The sequence below is a fragment of the Acidocella sp. genome (assembly GCF_013044125.1).
In the GTDB taxonomy this organism is placed as follows: Bacteria; Pseudomonadota; Alphaproteobacteria; order Acetobacterales; family Acetobacteraceae; genus Acidocella.
The window spans coordinates 1-16,196 of sequence record NZ_JABEVC010000092.1; the positions used below are offsets into that span (position 1 = coordinate 1).

A 16,196-nucleotide genomic window follows, 5' to 3' on the forward strand; every position below is an offset into this window, starting at 1 on the left:
CAGGCGGAGGGGACCATGTGTTCAGGGCTCAGCACGATACTGGCCTTGTCAGCGAGGCCGAGGCGGCGCAGCCCAGCGTAGGCCAGAAGGGTCGCGTCAAACTCGCCGGTCTCGACCTTGGCCAGCCGGGTGCCGACATTGCCGCGCAGCAGGGAGAACTCAAGATCGGGCCGGGCGTGTTTGAGCTGCGCCTGGCGGCGCACCGAGGCGGAACCAACCCGCGCGCCATGAGGCAGGGCGGCGTAGGGGTCGGCGGCATCAACGGCGGCATGGCTGGATGGTAAAATCAGCACATCGCGCGCGTCCTCGCGCTTGAGGGTGCAGGCCAAGGTGACGCCTTCGGGCAGGGTGGTTTCCAGGTCTTTCAGGCTGTGAACCGCGAAATCGATCCGGCCTTCCTGGAGCGACTCATGAATTTCCTTGGCGAAGAGGCCCTTACCGCCGATCTCGGCGAGGGGGCGGTGCTGCACCGCGTCGCCGGTGGTGACGATGATATGTTCCTCGAACACCTCCATACCGCGCAGAACCGGGCAGAACTGGCGCAGCAGGGCCAGGAAGGTCGCGGTCTGGGCGCGAGCGAGCGGGGAGCCACGGGTGCCGGCTTTGAGGGGCAGGTCGCGGCGGTGCGGTTTCAGGGGGGGTGTTACGGTTTTCACGAGGGTGGTCTAGAGCGTGCGTCGAGGAAAGAAAAGTAGTGGCAATGAGTCAGATTGTATTGGGCATCGAGAGCTCCTGCGATGAAACCGCCGCCGCGGTGTTGGCGGCGGACGGGCGGATTCTCTCCGAGCTGGTGCTGAGCCAGATCGCCGACCATGCGCCCTGGGGCGGGGTGGTGCCGGAAATCGCCGCGCGGGCGCATCTGGCGGCGCTGCCGGAGCTGGTACGCGCGGCGCTGCGCGAGGCCGGGGTTGGCTATGCGCAGCTGGGCGCGATTGCCGCCACGGCGGGGCCGGGGCTGATCGGCGGGTTGCTGGTGGGCACCGGCTTTGCCAAGGGCGCGGCGATCGCGGCGGGCCTGCCCTATATCGCCATCAACCATCTGGAGGCGCATGCGCTCACCGCCCGGCTGCCGGGGTTGAGCGCCGCCCAGCCGCAATTTCCGTATCTGCTGCTGCTGCTCTCGGGCGGGCACAGCCAGTGCGTGGTGGTGGAGGGCGTAGGGCGCTACCGCAAGCTTGGCACCACGCTGGATGACGCGGTGGGCGAGGCATTCGACAAGACCGCGAAGCTGCTCGGCCTGCCCTACCCCGGCGGGCCGGCGCTGGAAGCGCTGGCGCGCGAGGGCGATGCGAGCGCCTACCCCCTGCCCCGCCCGCTGCTGCACCGGGCTGGGTGCGATTTCTCCTTCTCCGGGCTGAAGACAGCTGTGGCGCAGCTGGTGGCGGCGCAAGGCAGCGCCGCCCTGCCCCGCCCGCTTGCCGCCAGCATCGCCGCCAGTTTCCAGGCCGCGGTGACCGATATTCTGGCTGACCGGCTGGCCAATGCGTTCGTGCTCCGCCAGGATGTCTCGGCTGTGATCATCGCCGGGGGCGTGGCCGCGAACACAGCGATTCGCACACGGCTGGAGGCGCTTTGCGCCGCCCAGGGCAAAAACCTGATCGCGCCGCCGCTGCGCCTGTGCACCGATAATGCCGTGATGGTCGCCTGGGCCGGCGTTGAGCGCCTGCGTGCCGGGCTGACCGACCCGCTTACCGCGCCCTGCAAACCACGCTGGCCGCTGGAAGATTTGGCGCGAGACGGGGTGCGATGAACTACCGCCACGCCTTCCACGCCGGGAATTTCGCTGATTGCGTGAAACATGCGCTGTTGATCCAGCTTTTGCGCGCGATGCAGCGCAAGGATAAGCCGCTGCTGGTGCTCGACACCCATGCCGGAATCGGCCGCTACGACCTTACAGGCGGCCCGGCGGAGAAAACCGGCGAATGGCGCGAGGGGATCGGCCGGGTGCTGGCCGCGCACGACCCGGCGCTGGCGGAGTACACCACGCTGATCAGGCAGCTTGGCCTCTACCCCGGCTCCCCCGCCATCGCCGCCGCGCTGCTGCGTCCGGTGGACCGCCTGGTGGCCTGCGAACTGCACCCGGAGGATGCCGCCACGCTGCGGCGTAATTTCCGCAACGCGCCGGGCGTGGCAGTGCATGAGCGCGACGGCTTTGAGGCCCTGCGCGCATTTTTGCCGCCGCCGGAAAAACGCGGGCTGATCCTGATCGATCCGCCGTTCGAGCGCCCGGACGAATTCGCCACCCTGGCGAAGAACCTGCTGGCCGCCTACGCCAAATTCCGCACCGGGGTTTATGCCGTGTGGTATCCCATCAAGCACCGAGCGCCGGTGCGGGCGTTTTTCGAGACGCTGCAACTGGGCGGGGTGCGCGATGTCATCGCCACCGAACTGCTGCGCCGCCCGGCGCTGGACCCGGCGCGGCTCAATGGCTGCGGCGTGCTCGTCATCAACCCGCCCTATGGTTTTGCGCAGGCGGCGCTGCCGGTATTAGATGCCTTGAGGGTCATTCTGGGCGAACCAGGAAGCGCGGCGGGAATTGAGAGAATAACCGATGAGTGAACAAATTGCCATGATCGGCGCCGGGGCCTGGGGCACGGCGCTGGCGGTGCTGATGGCCCAGGCCGGCAAGAACGTTACGCTGTGGGCGCGCGATGCCGAGCGCGCGGATATCATGCGCGTGACCCGCCACAACATTCGCCTGCCTGGCGCGGTGCTGCCGGACAATCTGCGCATCACCGCGCAGGTTCCCGCCGCTGATATTTATGTGGTGGCGGTGCCGATGCAGCACCTGCGCGCGGCGCTGCCGAACCTGCCGGGCAACGCGCCGCTGGTGCTGTGCTGCAAGGGGCTGGAGAGCGCCAGCCTGCTGCTGGCGCCGGAGATCGTGACCGAGCGCCCCGCCGCCATGCTCAGCGGGCCGAATTTCGCGCATGAGGTCGCCGCCATGCTGCCCGCCGCCGCCGTGCTCGCCACGCCCGATGCCGGGTTGCGGGCAATGCTGATCGCCGCGCTGAAAACCGATACGCTGCGCCTGTACGGCAGCGCCGATGCGCTGGGGGCCGCACTTGGCGGGGCGGCGAAAAATGTCATCGCGATCGCCGCCGGCGTGGTGATGGGAGCAGGGCTTGGCGAAAACGCGCGCGCCGCGCTGATCACCCGGGGGCTTGCGGAGATCTCCCGGCTGGCCGCGGCGCTGGGCGGCAAGGCGGAAACCATCTCCGGCCTCTCGGGCCTGGGAGACCTGTTGCTCACCTGCACCGGGCCGGGCAGCCGCAATTTCTCGCTGGGGTTTTCGCTGGGCAAGGGCGAACGGCTGGCGGAAATTCTCAGCCGGCGGACGGCTGTGACAGAGGGGGTTACCACCGCGCCCGCGCTGCTCGCGCGCGCCGCCGCCGCCGGGGTGGACATGCCAATTACCGCCGCGGTGGCGAAGCTGCTGGCCGGGGGCGCGGGCATCGCCCAGACCATGGCCGAGCTGATGGGCCGGGCGCTGAAGGACGAATGATCAGGCGTTGCGGACCAGCAGCGCCAGGGCGGTGAGCAGCTGCGCGCCGTTGATCCATACAGATATGCGGTGCCCGCGCGCGAAACCGGCGGTGTCTCCCGCCAGACGCATCGCTTCAAGGTGTGGCATCCAGCCGAACAGCAGCCATACGGTTACTGCCATGAGGGCGAACAAGGCGCTGGCCGCGCCATATTGGCTGCGCAGCAAAAAACCGCCCGCCGCCAGCGCGGATGTGGCGATGATATACGCATAATAAAACGGGAAAGCGGCGCGGATGAAATTCCCCGCCGCTTCCGCCGGTAGTTTGGTGAACACGAGCGGCGCCATGACAGCGCCGAAAAACAACATCCCGCCGGTCAGGGCCGCCAAGCCCAGCGCCACCAGGATGTTGCCGGTGGTTGGCATTAGTAGCGGTAAAGCTCGTGCTTGAACGGCCCCTGCTGCGACAGGCCAAGATAATCGGCCTGCTTCGTGGTCAGCTGCGTCAGCTTGGCGCCGACTTTGGCGAGATGGAGCGCCGCGACCTTTTCATCCAGATGGCGCGGCAGCACATACACCTTGTTCTCGTACTTGCCGGCCGGGGCTGTCCACAGCTCGATCTGCGCAAGCACCTGGTTGGTGAAGCTGGCCGACATCACGAAGCTCGGGTGCCCGGTCGCGTTGCCCAGGTTCACCAGCCTGCCCTCGGAGAGCACGATCAGGCGCTTGCCGTCAGGGAACTCAATCTCATCCACCTGCGGCTTCACATTGTCCCACTTCAGGTTCCGCAGCGACTCAATCTGGATTTCGCTGTCGAAATGCCCGATGTTGCAGACGATGGCGCGGTGCTTCATGGCGCGCATGTGCTCGATGGTGATGACATCGACATTGCCGGTGGCGGTGACGAAAATATCGCCGCGCGGGGCGGCATCGTCCATGGTGACAACCTCATAGCCTTCCATCGCAGCCTGAAGGGCGCAGATCGGGTCGATCTCGGTGACCAGCACGCGGCAGCCGGCATTGCGCAAGCTGGCGGCGGAGCCCTTACCGACATCGCCAAAGCCGGCGACCACGGCGACCTTGCCGGACATCATCACATCCGTGCCGCGGCGGATGCCATCCACCAAGCTCTCACGGCAGCCGTAGAGATTGTCAAACTTCGACTTGGTGACGGAATCGTTCACGTTGATGGCCGGAACCAGCAGCTCGCCCGCGCGGGCCATTTCCCACAGGCGGTGCACGCCGGTGGTGGTCTCCTCGGAGATGCCCTTCACATGGTTCAGCATGTCCGGGTATTTGTCGTGCATCAGCTTGGTGACATCGCCGCCGTCATCGAGGATCATGTTTGGCACCCAGCCGTCCGGCCCGGTCACCGTCTGCTCGATGCACCACCAGAATTCTTCCTCGCTCATGCCCTTCCAGGCGAACACCGGCACGCCGGTCGCGGCGATGGCGGCGGCGGCCTGGTCCTGGGTGGAGAAGATGTTGCAGGAGGACCAGCGCACCGAGGCGCCCAGCGCGGTCAGCGTCTCGATCAGCACGGCGGTCTGGATGGTCATGTGCAGGCAGCCGACGATGCGGGCACCTTTCAGGATCTGGTCCTTACCAAACTCGGCGCGCAACGCCATCAACCCGGGCATTTCGTCCTGCGCCATCTCGATCTCCTTGCGGCCCCAGGCTGCCAGGGAGATGTCCTTAACCTTGTAGTCAGCCGCCACGTTCACATCCGGCATCAGTTCATTCCTTCGATACAAAATTCCTGCGCTCCCTTATTCTGTTGGCCGCGCGCTGCCAACTGCCGCCCGCATTATGTGCGCCGCGTATTGTACATTGCGGGGGGCGACCATAACTACAAGCCCTTACAATACTGGAGATGTCTAAATGCTTACCTGCACCGGCTTTGCCGCCGCCAGCCCGACCACGCCGCTTGCGCCCATCACCTTCAACCGGCGCGACGTGGGCGCCGATGATGTCCAGATCGAGATTCTCTATTGCGGGGTCTGCCATTCAGACCTGCATTTCGCCCGCGACGAATGGCACTTCACCGTATACCCCGCCGTGCCGGGGCATGAGATCATCGGCCGCGTGACCAGCGTTGGCGCGGGTGTGAGCAAGTACAAGGTGGGCGAATATGTCGGCGTTGGCTGCATGGTGGATTCCTGCCGCACCTGCCCCTCCTGCGTTGAAGGGCTGGAGCAGTATTGCGACAAGGGCAACGTCGGCACCTACGGCGGCACCGAGCCTGTGATCGGCGGGCCGACGTTCGGCGGCTATTCCAGCAGCATCGTGGTGGATCAGTCCTTTGTGCTGCGCATCCCCGAAGGGATGGACCTGGCCAGCACCGCGCCGCTGCTCTGCGCGGGCATCACGCTGTATTCGCCGCTGAAGCACTGGGGCGCCGGGCCTGGCAAGAAGGTCGGCATCATCGGGCTGGGCGGCCTCGGCCACATGGGGGTGAAGCTCTCGCACGCCATGGGCGCGCAGACGGTGCTGTTCACCACCTCGCCCGGCAAGGTCGAGGATGGCAAGAAGCTGGGCGCCGAGCAGGTGGTAATCTCGAAGGATGCCGCGCAGATGGCCGCGCATACGGAGAGCTTCGACCTGATCATCGATACGGTTTCCGCCTCGCATGACCTGACACCCTATTTCAACCTGCTCAAGCGCGAAGGCACCATGGTGCAGGTGGGCGCGCCGGAGCACCCGCTCCCGATCGCGGTGTTTCCGCTCATCATGAAACGGCGCAATTTTGCCGGTTCGATGATCGGCGGGATCGCGGAAACCCAGGAGATGCTTGATTTCTGCGCGGCGCGCAACATTACCGCCGATGTCGAGATCATCCCGATCCAGAAAATTAACGAAGCCTATGAGCGCATGTTGAAAAGCGACGTGAAGTACCGGTTCTCGATCGACATGGCCTCGCTCACGGCGTGAGCGCGGCGCGTTAAACATTGCTGCCGGGCGCCGTGGAGATTGCCACGGCGCCGCTGGCGGCGCAAAACCTGCTCCCATGGACCAGCCCCGTTACGCCGACGCCACGCGCGCCACGCGCCACATGTTCATTCGCGACCTGATGCTCAACGCCTCCATCGGCGTGCATCCGCACGAACATAACGGCCGGCAGCGGGTGCGTATCAATATCGACCTTGCCGTTGCCGACGAAGGCGCCGCCAACCTCTCGCGCGCCGCCGTTGGGCAGGATGAGCTTGGCCGTGTCGTGGATTATGAGACAATTGTGAACAATGTGCGCGCCATGGCGACCGCCGGCCATGTGCAGTTGGTGGAGACGCTGGCCGAACGGTTGTGCGAGGTTTGCCTTCGCGACGAGCGGGTTCGCACCGCCAGGGTGCGCGTGGAAAAGCTGGATGTCTTCAAGGATGCGGCTTCGGCCGGTGTGGAGATCGAGCGGCGGAACGTTTAGTTGTCCACTTCCCAAAACTTGCGTTGAGTCAAGGGGTTCCGGGCCGCAACTGTTTCATGCGTGTTACATGACATTCGTATTTTTTGCTGCAAAATCATAATGTTAAATATTTTCCCGTCGAAATTATGGCGTTTTGCACGGTTTGATCATCTGCCCGCCGGGGCCTCGCGCGTTACACAGTTTCCACAGAGTTATCCACAAGGTTATCATGACAAACGGGGATAAGGCCGATATTCCCACAGGCGTCGAAATTATCCTGACGGCGCTGGAGACCATGCCGGGCAACCCTGGCGTGTACCGGATGCTGGATGCCAAGGGCGACGCGCTTTATGTCGGCAAGGCGCGCAACCTGAAAAAACGCGTCGTCTCCTACACCCAGCTCGCCCGCCTGCCTGAGCGTCTGCGCCGCATGGTGGCCGCGACCGCCGCGATGGAGATTCTCACCACCCATACCGAGGCCGAGGCGCTGCTGCTGGAGGCCAATCTCATCAAGCGCCTGCAGCCGCGCTACAATATTCTGCTGCGCGACGATAAATCCTACCCCTGGCTGATGCTGAGCGAGGACCACCCGTTTCCGCAGATCGCCAAGCATCGCGGCGCACAGGTGCGCCGGGGGAGCTATTGGGGGCCGTTTGCCTCGGTTTGGTCGGTCAACCAGACTGTGCAGGCGCTGCAGCGCATCTTTTTGCTGCGGACCTGCGCCGACACCGTGTTCGCCAACCGCACCCGGCCCTGCCTGCTGTTCCAGATAAAGCGCTGCTGCGCGCCCTGCGTGGGCCGGGTGAACGAGGCGGAGTACAAAACCCTGGTGGACCAGGCCAAGGCGTTTCTCTCGGGAAAGTCAGGCGCGGTGCGCCAGGAGCTGGCCGCCGCCATGGAGGAGGCCGCCGGGCATCTGGAGTTTGAGCGCGCCGCCGCCATCCGCGACCGTATCCGCGGGCTTTCGCATATCCAGGGCACCGATGTCATCAACCCCGCCAGCCTGACGGATGCCGATGTGGTCGCCCTGCACCAGGAGGCGGGGCAGAGCTGCATCCAGGTGTTCTTCATCCGTGGCGGGCGCAACAACGGCAACCGCAGCTTCTTCCCCTCGCAGGCCAGGGACGCCGAACCCGGCGCGGTGCTCAGCGCCTTTATCGCGCAGTTCTATGACGACAAGCCCGCCCCGCAACTCATCCTGCTCAGCCATGAGGCCGAGGAGCCGGAGTTGCTGGCTGAGGCGCTCTCGCTGAAGGCCGGGCGGAAAATTACCCTGCTGGTGCCCCAGCGCGGTGAAAAACACGACGTGGTGCAACACGCCCAGACCAACGCGCGCGAGGCGCTGGAACGCAAGCTCGCCGAGACCGCCGGCCAGGGCAAATTGCTCGCCGCCGCGGCGGAGCTGTTTGGCCTGCCCGAGCCGCCAAAACGCATCGAGACCTATGACAACTCGCATATCATGGGCACCAATGCTTACGGTGTCATGGTCGTGGCCGGGCCGGAGGGGTTCAACAAATCCGCCTATCGCAAGTTCGCCATCAAATCCGCCATCACCCCCGGCGACGATTTTGGCATGATGCGCGAGGTGATGCGCCGGCGCTTCTCGCGCACCCTGGCCGAAGACCCCGGCCGCGAGAGCGAGAACTGGCCGGACCTGGTGTTGATTGACGGCGGCGCCGGGCAACTCTCGGCGGCCAGCGCGATCATGGAGGAACTCGGCCTCTCCGATATTCCCCTGGTGGGCATCGCCAAGGGGCCGGACCGCGACGCCGGGCGGGAATGGTTCTTCATGGCCGGGCGCGAGCCCTTCCAACTGCCGCCGCGCGATGCGGTGCTCTACTTCCTGCAACGCCTGCGCGACGAGGCGCACCGCTTCGCCATCAGTACCCATCGCAACGCGCGCAGCAAGAAAATCACCACCTCGGAGCTGGATGATGTGCCCGGCGTGGGGGCCGCGCGCAAAAAAGCGCTGCTGATGCATTTCGGCGCGGCGCGCGATGTGCGCGGCGCCGGGCTGAAGGACCTGGAGGCCGTCCCCGGTATCAACCGCGCCACCGCGCGCGCGGTATATGCTTATTTCCACCCCGGCGTGCGCATGGAGGAAACCTAGCGCGGCTACTGTGGAACTAAATCTCACAATTACAATGGACCTGTTTCGTTACTTGTGCGATGAACCGGGCAAGACCGGATTCATTCATCAAACCGGGCGCCGCCGCCCAAGGTATTTCATTGCAGACTGTTACTGGTGTGCCGCCGCAGGCACAGACTGACCCCACATGCACGGACGAGCCGCGCCGCATCCGCCCCCCCAGCGCCTGGGGCTTGCTGCATGAGCAGCTTGCCGCGCAGATCGCCCGGAAAGATGTCCGCAAGGCCTTCCGGCTGGGCTGGCGGTTCGCGCGCTCGCCCATCGCGACGCTGCGCTGGCTGGATGAGCTGGAACGCATCCGCACGATCTGCGGCCTGGAGAAGATCCCCTATGACGTGGTTCGCAAAAGCGGGCAGCGCTATCTGCACCATTCCCTGCCGCAGGCGGCCAAACACAATCTGCTCACCACGCATTATGACCATCTGCTGGCAACCCTCGGCACAGCTTTTGTCGCCGGCGTATTGCGCGAGCAACCATGCGTTCTGGTGGAGCTGAAGGGCAAGCAGGATGCGCTGTACCGCATTTCGCTGTCGCTCAATTTCCTGAACTTTCGCGAGGGTGAGTTGAGCGTCGACCTGTTCCGGGTGGAGGGAAATGTGCGCGTGGCCAGCCTCTCCCTGGTGGCGGGCGCGATGAAGCCGGGGGCGCCGCCCAGCCTGTGGATCGGGGGTTTGCAGGGGGCTAGCCGCGCGGACAGCAAGGCTGTCACCGTGCTGGCGACCAAGGAGCTGTTCGGCTTGCGGCCGAAGGATGCGGTGGTCCATGCCGCCTATGCGCTGGCTGAGCGGCTTGGCACCGCCGACCTCATGGCGATTTCCAACGCCGGGCATTTCCGCCATGGCCTATGGCAGAAAAAAACCGGCTGGTACGCCGATTACGACTCCTTTTGGGAAGAACTGGGCGGCGTGCGGGTGGCGGGGGATTTCTTCCTCCTGCCCAAAATCCGCCCGCGCCGCTCAATCGAGGAGGTTGCGCCGCCTAAGCGCAGCGCCTGGCGCGCCCGTTACGCGCTGGTGGACCAGATCAACGCCGGAATTCAGCGTCTGGCGCGCTAAAACCCTCGCCAGCCCGGCGCCGGTGCTGGCAAAAAGCCGGCGCCACCCCCATGTGCCTCATAACGCTGCTTTATAAAGCGGAGGGGAACATGTCAGGCTATGCGACCCATGAGGTAACCAACCAGCCCGGCGAGTTGGTCAACTTTAACGCCTACACCACCGATGCCGCGCTGCGCGCCGCCATTGAGGTTTTTGGCGCCGGGTGGGCGGAGGACAGGCTGCATGCCTGCGGCGCGCGGGTGGGCTCCGCGCAGGTGCAGGATCTGGCCCGTATCGCCAACCGCTGCGTGCCAGAGCTGCACACACATGACCGCTTTGGCCACCGCATTGATATGGTTGAATTTTCTCCCGCGTGGCATGAGTTGATGGGGATGATCCGCGCGGATGGCGTGCACGCGCTGGGCTGGACCGCCGCGCGCCCCGGCGGGCATGTGGCGCGGGCGGGGCTTTCATATTTATGGGCGCAAGGGGAAGCCGGGGTTGGCTGCCCCGCGGTGATGACTTTCGCCGCCATCGCGGCGCTGCGCCACCAGCCGGAGGCGCTGGCGAAATACCAGGATAAAATTCTCTCCCCCGGATACGACCCGCGCCCCTTGCCGTCGGAGCAAAAAACCGCGCTCGGCGTGGCGATGGCGCTGACGGAAAAACAGGGCGGCTCGGATTTGCGGCAGACGCAGAGCGTTGCGGTTGCGGCGGGTGACGGCACCTGGCGGCTGACCGGGCATAAATGGTTTTTCTCGGTTCCCACCAGCGATCTTTTTCTCACGCTGGCGCGCGCGCCGGGGGGAGTCTCCTGCTTTCTGGCGCAAGGCTGGCGCGATGACGCCAGCCGCAATTTTCTGTTGCTGCAACGGCTGAAGGATAAATGCGGCAATCGCTCCAACGCCTCGGCGGAGGTGGAGTTCCGCGGGCTGGAGGCGGTGATGCTGGGCGAGGAGGGGCATGGCATCAGGCTTGTGCTGGAGATGGCGCATCTCACCCGCCTTGAATGCGCGCTAGGTTCGGCGGCGCTGATGCGCCAGACGGTGGCGCTGGCGATCCACCACGCCACGCATCGCCGCGCCTTCGGGCACAGGCTGGTCAACCAGCCGCTGATGGCCAATGTGCTGGCGGATCTGGCGCTGGAATCCGAGGCCGCGATGTGGCTGGCGATGCGCGCCGCCGCCGCGCTGGACGCCGCCCCGCGCGATGCTACCGAGCGGGTGCTGAACCGCGTGCTGGCACCGCTGGCGAAATATTTTGTCTGCAAGCGGGCGCCGGTGGTCGCGGCGGAGGCCATGGAGTGCCATGGGGGTAATGGGTATGTCGAGGAGGATGTGCTGGCGCGGCTGTACCGCGATGCGCCGGTGAACGGGCTGTGGGAAGGCTCGGGCAATGTCATCTGCCTGGACGTGCTGCGCGCCCTCGCCCGCGAGCCGGAGGCGGCGGGGCTGCTGCGCGCGGAGATCGCCCTGGCCGCTGGCCGGCACCCCGCGCTGGATGCCTGGTTACGGACTGCCGCACCGGAACCGCAAGAACGCAACGCCAGGCGGCTGGCGGAACACCTCGCCCTTGGCCTTGCCGCCAGCCTGCTGCTGCGCCACGCGCCGCCCGGGATCGCCGCCGCGTTCTGCGCCGCGCGCCTGAACGGCGCGGCAGGGATGACATTTGGCACGCTGCCGGAGGGGGTGGACCCGCGCGCGATCATCCGCCGCGCCGCCGCCGCGGAGCCTTATTAATCCGGGAGCCGGGGGCGGCGTTGTGTCTAACCGGGGAGCGGCATAAGCTGACGGGGAATATCCGGGCGGCGCCGCGCGGCGGCGGGGCAGCCGTTAGCTTTTTGCAAACAGCCAGTCTTTCAGAAGCCAGTCTTTCAAGGGAGCCAAAAGATGTTCAAGAGCGTTAATCCGGCGAACGGCCAGGAAATTGCAACCTACGCGGAACTCTCCAGCGCCGAGGTGGAGGATAAACTCCGCAAGGCGGCGGCGGCTTATCAGCATTGGCGGGAAAGCCCGGTCAGCGCGCGCGCGGATTTGCTTAGAAAAATCGCCGCACAGTATGAGGTGAACAAGGACCGGCTGGCCCGCATGGCAACGATGGAAATGGGTAAAACCTATGCCTCGGCCGTTGGCGAGGTCGAGAAATGCATCGCGGCGTTCCATCATTACGCCGAGCATGGCCCGGCCATGCTGGTGCCGCTGCGCCATGCGCTGAGCACCGGCGGGAGCGCGGAGCTGCACTGGCTGCCGCAGGGGCCGGTGCTGGCGGTTATGCCTTGGAATTTTCCGTACTGGCAGGTGGTGCGGTTCATCGCGCCCACCATTCTCGCGGGCAACGTTGGGTTATTGAAACATGCCAGCAATGTGCAGGGCGTGGCGGGGCTGCTGGAGGAAATGGTGGTGGCGGCCGGGGCGCCGGTTGGGTTGTTTCAGAATCTGGCTATAAAATCCGGGGCGGTCGCGGATATCATCGCGGATGACCGGATTGTCGCGGTGACGCTGACGGGCAGCGAGGGAGCAGGCATGGCGGTGGCCGGGGAGGCTGGGCGGCAGCTGAAAAAGGCCGTGCTGGAGCTTGGCGGATCGGACCCGTTCATCGTGATGCCCTCGGCTGATTTGGATACGGCCGTGCGCATGGCGGTGAAGGCGCGGATTCAGAACGCCGGGCAGTCTTGCATCTGCGGCAAGCGGATGATCGTGCATGCGGATATCTACGAGGCGTTTCTTGCGAAGTTCTCAACCGCGATGAAGGCTGTGAAAGCGGGCGACCCGATGGACCCGGCAACTGATATGGGGCCGCTCTCCAGCTTCGAGCAGCGCGACACGGTGCTGCAGCAGCTTGTGGAGGCCAAAAACCAGGGGGCCAAGCTATTGTTCGGCGGCGAGGCGCTGCCGGGGCCGGGGGCTTATATGTCGGCTGGGATTCTCACCGAGGTGCCGCTGGACAGCCCGCTGATGCATGAGGAGATTTTCGGGCCGATTGCGATGTTGTTCCGCGCGGCGGATATCGATGAGGCGATCCGCATCGCCAATAATATTCCCTTCGGCCTGGGGTCTTCAGTTTGGACCAGCGACGCGCAGGAGCAGCAGCATTTCATCCGCGATATTGAGGCGGGGATGACCGCGATCAACCAGATGCTCGCCTCCTCGCCGGAAGCGCCGTTCGGTGGGATCAAACGCTCAGGCCATGGCCGCGAGTTGGGGACACATGGGCTGCATGAGTTCATGAACCTGAAGACGGTGCTGCGCGCGGCGGATTAGCGCGATCGTTTGAGGCTCGCTCAGGTGAGCGAGCCGAAAGCGTGAATCGCCCTCAGAAACAATGGCCAGAGCCTGATCTCACTTAAACCAATCAGGCTCTGGCGTGCCGCGCACAGGTGGCGGCGGCTGTTACGCCGCCAGGCCGCGGCTCATGAGCCGCGAGAGCAACTGCCCCGGATGCGCCGGGTTTTCCGGCGTGCTGGACGCCAGGCGCCACTGCGCGGCGGGGTGCTCGGGCGAGGTGCTCAAGGTGGAGAAGCCGCAACGCAGCAAGGCGGCGAACTGGTCCGGGATGACATGGCCGACGGCGCGGATTTCGCCCTTGAAGCCGTATTTAAGCCGCAGGTTGCGCGCCAGGGTGAAGCCCCGGCCGTCACGGAATTTGGGAAATTCGATGGCGATGAGGGCGAAGCTGCCCAGGCGGGGGGCGATGGTCTCCAGCGCCGCGCCAGGGGGGATTTGCACACCGAGCGGGGCGGGCAGCGGCGAGCCGGCCGGGGGCAGCTCCGCCAGGGGGATGATGGTGTAGGGTGCGGGGGCGGCGCCGGGCGCGGCGGCGCTCCAGCTGTCCGCAACTTCCTGGCCCTGTGCGTTAATGATTGCCATAAGCTGCCTCCTTGAACGGCGCCAGGCCAAGCCGGCGGTAGGTGTCGATGAATGTTTCGCCCTCGGTGCGGTGCGCGATATAGGCGTTGACGATTTTCTCCACCGTCTCGGGCACCTGCTCGGTGGGCACGGCCGGGCCGATGATGGTGCCGATGGCGGCTTTTTCATCCGAGGCGCCGCCCAGGGTGATCTGGTAGACTTCCGTGCCGCTTTTATCGACGCCGAGCAGGCCGATATGGCCGACATGGTGATGCCCGCAGGCATTGATGCAGCCTGAGATGTTGAGATCCAGCGGGCCGATGTCCTGCTGGCGCTGCGGATCGGCGAAACGCTCGGCGATGCGCTGCGCGACCGGGATGGAGCGGGCCGTGGCCAGGGCGCAATAATCCATGCCGGGGCAGGCGATGATGTCCGTCACCAGGCCGATGTTGCCCGCAGCGAGGCCGAGGGTGACAAGCTCAGACCAGAATTCATGAAGCTCGGCCTTGCGGATATGCGGGACGGCCATATTCTGCTGATGCGTGACGCGCAGCTCGCCGAAGGAAAAGCGATCCGCGAGATCGGCGATTTTGTCCATCTCGCCGGCCTTGACGTCACCAGGGATGCTGCCGGGGGTTTTCAGCGAAATGACCGCCGAGATGTAACCGGGCCGGCGATGCGGATGGGTGTTGGTGCGCACCCAGGCCCGGAAGGCGCGGTCGCGCTTCAGCGCCTCGGTGAAGGCCGCAGGTTCTGCCTCCAGGGTTTCAAACGGCGGGGGGATGAACCGGGCGCCGACAGCGGCCACCACATCGTCCGCGAGCACGCAATAATCAGCGGGCATGGCGGCGAATTCGTCCTCGACCATCTGGATGAAGTGTTCGGGCTTCATCTCCCGGATGAGGATTTTGATGCGCGCCTTGTGGATGTTGTCGCGCCGGCCCAGCGCATTGTAGACGCGCAGGATGGCCTCAACATAACGCAGCAGGTCGTGCACCTGCAGCTCGTCGCGCAGCTTGACCGCGATGACCGGAATGCGGCCGAGGCCGCCGCCGGCGAAGATCTGGAACACCGGCTCACCTTGCGCGTTGCGCCGCGCCATGATGCCGATGTCATGCACGCGCACGGCCGCGCGGTCCTGCGGGGAGCCGGTGATGGCGATTTTGAACTTGCGCGGGAGATAGGTGAACTCGGGATGGTCAGTCGACCACTGGCGCAGGATTTCGGCGTAGACGCGCGGGTCAACGATTTCATCCGCGGCGGCGGCGGCGAATTCATCCGTCGTGACGTTGCGCACGCAGTTGCCGCTGGTCTGGATGGCGTGGATGTCAGCCTCGGCCAGCAAGGCCAGGACCGCCGGGGCATCCTCCAGGCGCATCCAGTTGAACTGGATGTTCTGGCGGGTGGTGAAATGGCCGTAGCCGCGATCATAATGGCGGGCGACATAGGCGAGCTGGCGCAGCTGCGAGGCGCTGAGGATGCCATAAGGCAGGGCCACGCGCAGCATGTAGGCGTGGAGCTGGAGGTAGAGGCCGTTCATCAGGCGCAGCGGCTTGAACTCATCCTCGCTCAGCTCGCCGGCAAGGCGGCGGGCAACCTGCGCGCCGAAGCTTGCGGCACGGTCACGCAGGAACTGGCGGTCGTAATCGTCGTAGCGGTAAATCCCGGCGAAGGGGGACGTTGAGGTGGCCGAGGGCAGCGGCGGCAGGGCGCCACCGCGCGCGCCCCAGGTGCTGACGGGGAGGTCCGGGCGGACGGAGGGGCCTTCGGCGCGAATTGCCTCGCGCTGGGTGGCGGGGAGCGGGGTGCCATCCGACTCAAGGGTGACGGGAACCTCGTGGACATCCACCACCACCTGCGGCTGCAGGGCGGCCTCTTGCAGGCCGATCGCCAGGGCATCGGCATCGAGGGGACCGGCGGCTTGCACCTGCTCGGCCCACTCGCCGCTGGCCGTGCGCCAGACGGTGGCGCCATCACGCAGACGATTGGCGGAAATGATACTTAACGGCATACTCAATCCACTCGCTTCCCTGAACTCGGACCATCGCGCCACCAGGGCGCTGAGCTGAAATAGGGTATGGGCGAGGAGATTGAAACCCGCCCGGCCGGGCGGGCGGAGGGCGGTTCCGGCGCGCAGCCCCCCTGATGAAACAAGGCTGAAAAGAATGAACCGATGTTCTCTCTCTCCCGGGGGAGTTGGAAGAAATTTGCTCCCAACATCGGGGAGCGGGGTGCAAAACTCTTCCAACCACGGCGGGGCGCGGGGCGCGGGGATTCAGGCCCGGGG

At 65.5% G+C, this 16,196-nt stretch carries 14 protein-coding genes; 9 read left to right on the plus strand and 5 right to left on the minus strand.

What is annotated here, in order from left to right:
* On the minus strand, positions 1-656 hold a 656-nt coding region (hemC, locus tag HKL97_RS05610), incomplete at its 3' end, for a hydroxymethylbilane synthase (protein WP_291423283.1).
* Between the two features lie 44 nt (positions 657-700).
* Here hemC and tsaD point away from each other — a divergent pair.
* The 3 genes from tsaD to HKL97_RS05625 are packed head-to-tail and all read left to right on the plus strand — an operon-like array spanning position 701 to position 3,505.
* Positions 701-1,750 carry a tRNA (adenosine(37)-N6)-threonylcarbamoyltransferase complex transferase subunit TsaD gene (gene tsaD, locus HKL97_RS05615; protein ID WP_291423285.1) on the plus strand — a complete coding sequence of 350 codons (1,050 nt, stop codon included), beginning with the start codon at positions 701-703 and terminating at the stop codon, positions 1,748-1,750.
* Positions 1,747-2,559 carry a 23S rRNA (adenine(2030)-N(6))-methyltransferase RlmJ gene (locus tag HKL97_RS05620; protein ID WP_291423287.1) on the plus strand — a complete coding sequence of 271 codons (813 nt, stop codon included), beginning with the start codon at positions 1,747-1,749 and terminating at the stop codon, positions 2,557-2,559. The genes tsaD and HKL97_RS05620 overlap by 4 nt, the downstream gene beginning before the upstream one ends.
* Positions 2,552-3,505 carry an NAD(P)H-dependent glycerol-3-phosphate dehydrogenase gene (locus HKL97_RS05625; protein ID WP_291423289.1) on the plus strand — a complete coding sequence of 318 codons (954 nt, stop codon included), beginning with the start codon at positions 2,552-2,554 and terminating at the stop codon, positions 3,503-3,505. The genes HKL97_RS05620 and HKL97_RS05625 overlap by 8 nt, the downstream gene beginning before the upstream one ends.
* Here the strand turns inward: HKL97_RS05625 and HKL97_RS05630 are convergent, their stop codons facing one another.
* Together HKL97_RS05630 and ahcY are read right to left on the minus strand one after the other, a co-directional pair.
* Positions 3,506-3,910, minus strand: a complete 405-nt coding sequence (locus HKL97_RS05630; protein ID WP_291423291.1) for a DUF4149 domain-containing protein — start codon at positions 3,908-3,910, stop codon at positions 3,506-3,508.
* Positions 3,910-5,217, minus strand: coding sequence for an adenosylhomocysteinase (ahcY, locus tag HKL97_RS05635; protein WP_291423293.1), 1,308 nt, complete (start codon positions 5,215-5,217; stop codon positions 3,910-3,912). Before ahcY ends, HKL97_RS05630 begins: the two co-directional genes overlap by 1 nt.
* A 148-nt stretch (positions 5,218-5,365) precedes the next feature.
* On the opposite strand from ahcY, the gene HKL97_RS05640 reads away from it, so the two are divergent.
* From HKL97_RS05640 to HKL97_RS05665, 6 genes are all read left to right on the plus strand, one after another.
* On the plus strand, positions 5,366-6,415 hold the full coding sequence (locus HKL97_RS05640) for an NAD(P)-dependent alcohol dehydrogenase (RefSeq protein WP_291423295.1): 1,050 nt from the start codon (positions 5,366-5,368) through the stop codon (positions 6,413-6,415).
* 76 nt (positions 6,416-6,491) lie between these two features.
* The gene (locus HKL97_RS05645; RefSeq protein WP_291423297.1) at positions 6,492-6,902 is read left to right on the plus strand and encodes a dihydroneopterin aldolase; all 411 of its coding nucleotides are present in this window, start codon (positions 6,492-6,494) and stop codon (positions 6,900-6,902) included.
* A 208-nt stretch (positions 6,903-7,110) separates the two neighbouring features.
* Complete coding sequence (gene uvrC, locus HKL97_RS05650) at positions 7,111-8,991, plus strand: excinuclease ABC subunit UvrC (protein WP_291423299.1); 1,881 nt, start codon at positions 7,111-7,113, stop codon at positions 8,989-8,991.
* 119 nt (positions 8,992-9,110) lie between these two features.
* Positions 9,111-10,085, plus strand: coding sequence for a DUF535 family protein (locus HKL97_RS05655; RefSeq protein WP_291423300.1), 975 nt, complete (start codon positions 9,111-9,113; stop codon positions 10,083-10,085).
* An 89-nt stretch (positions 10,086-10,174) separates the two neighbouring features.
* Positions 10,175-11,803 (plus strand): acyl-CoA dehydrogenase family protein, encoded by a 1,629-nt coding sequence (locus tag HKL97_RS05660; protein WP_291423302.1) that lies wholly within the window; start codon positions 10,175-10,177, stop codon positions 11,801-11,803.
* Positions 11,804-11,953: 150 nt separating this feature from the next.
* Positions 11,954-13,324, plus strand: a complete 1,371-nt coding sequence (locus HKL97_RS05665) for an NAD-dependent succinate-semialdehyde dehydrogenase (protein ID WP_291423304.1) — start codon at positions 11,954-11,956, stop codon at positions 13,322-13,324.
* Positions 13,325-13,453: 129 nt separating this feature from the next.
* Here HKL97_RS05665 and HKL97_RS05670 read toward each other — a convergent pair whose 3' ends face one another.
* Positions 13,454-13,930: a DUF934 domain-containing protein gene (locus HKL97_RS05670; protein ID WP_291423306.1), complete on the minus strand. Its 477-nt coding sequence runs from the start codon at positions 13,928-13,930 to the stop codon at positions 13,454-13,456.
* Complete coding sequence (locus HKL97_RS05675) at positions 13,917-15,920, minus strand: DUF2849 domain-containing protein (protein ID WP_291423308.1); 2,004 nt, start codon at positions 15,918-15,920, stop codon at positions 13,917-13,919. The genes HKL97_RS05670 and HKL97_RS05675 overlap by 14 nt, the downstream gene beginning before the upstream one ends.
* Positions 15,921-16,196: the final 276 nt, after the last annotated feature.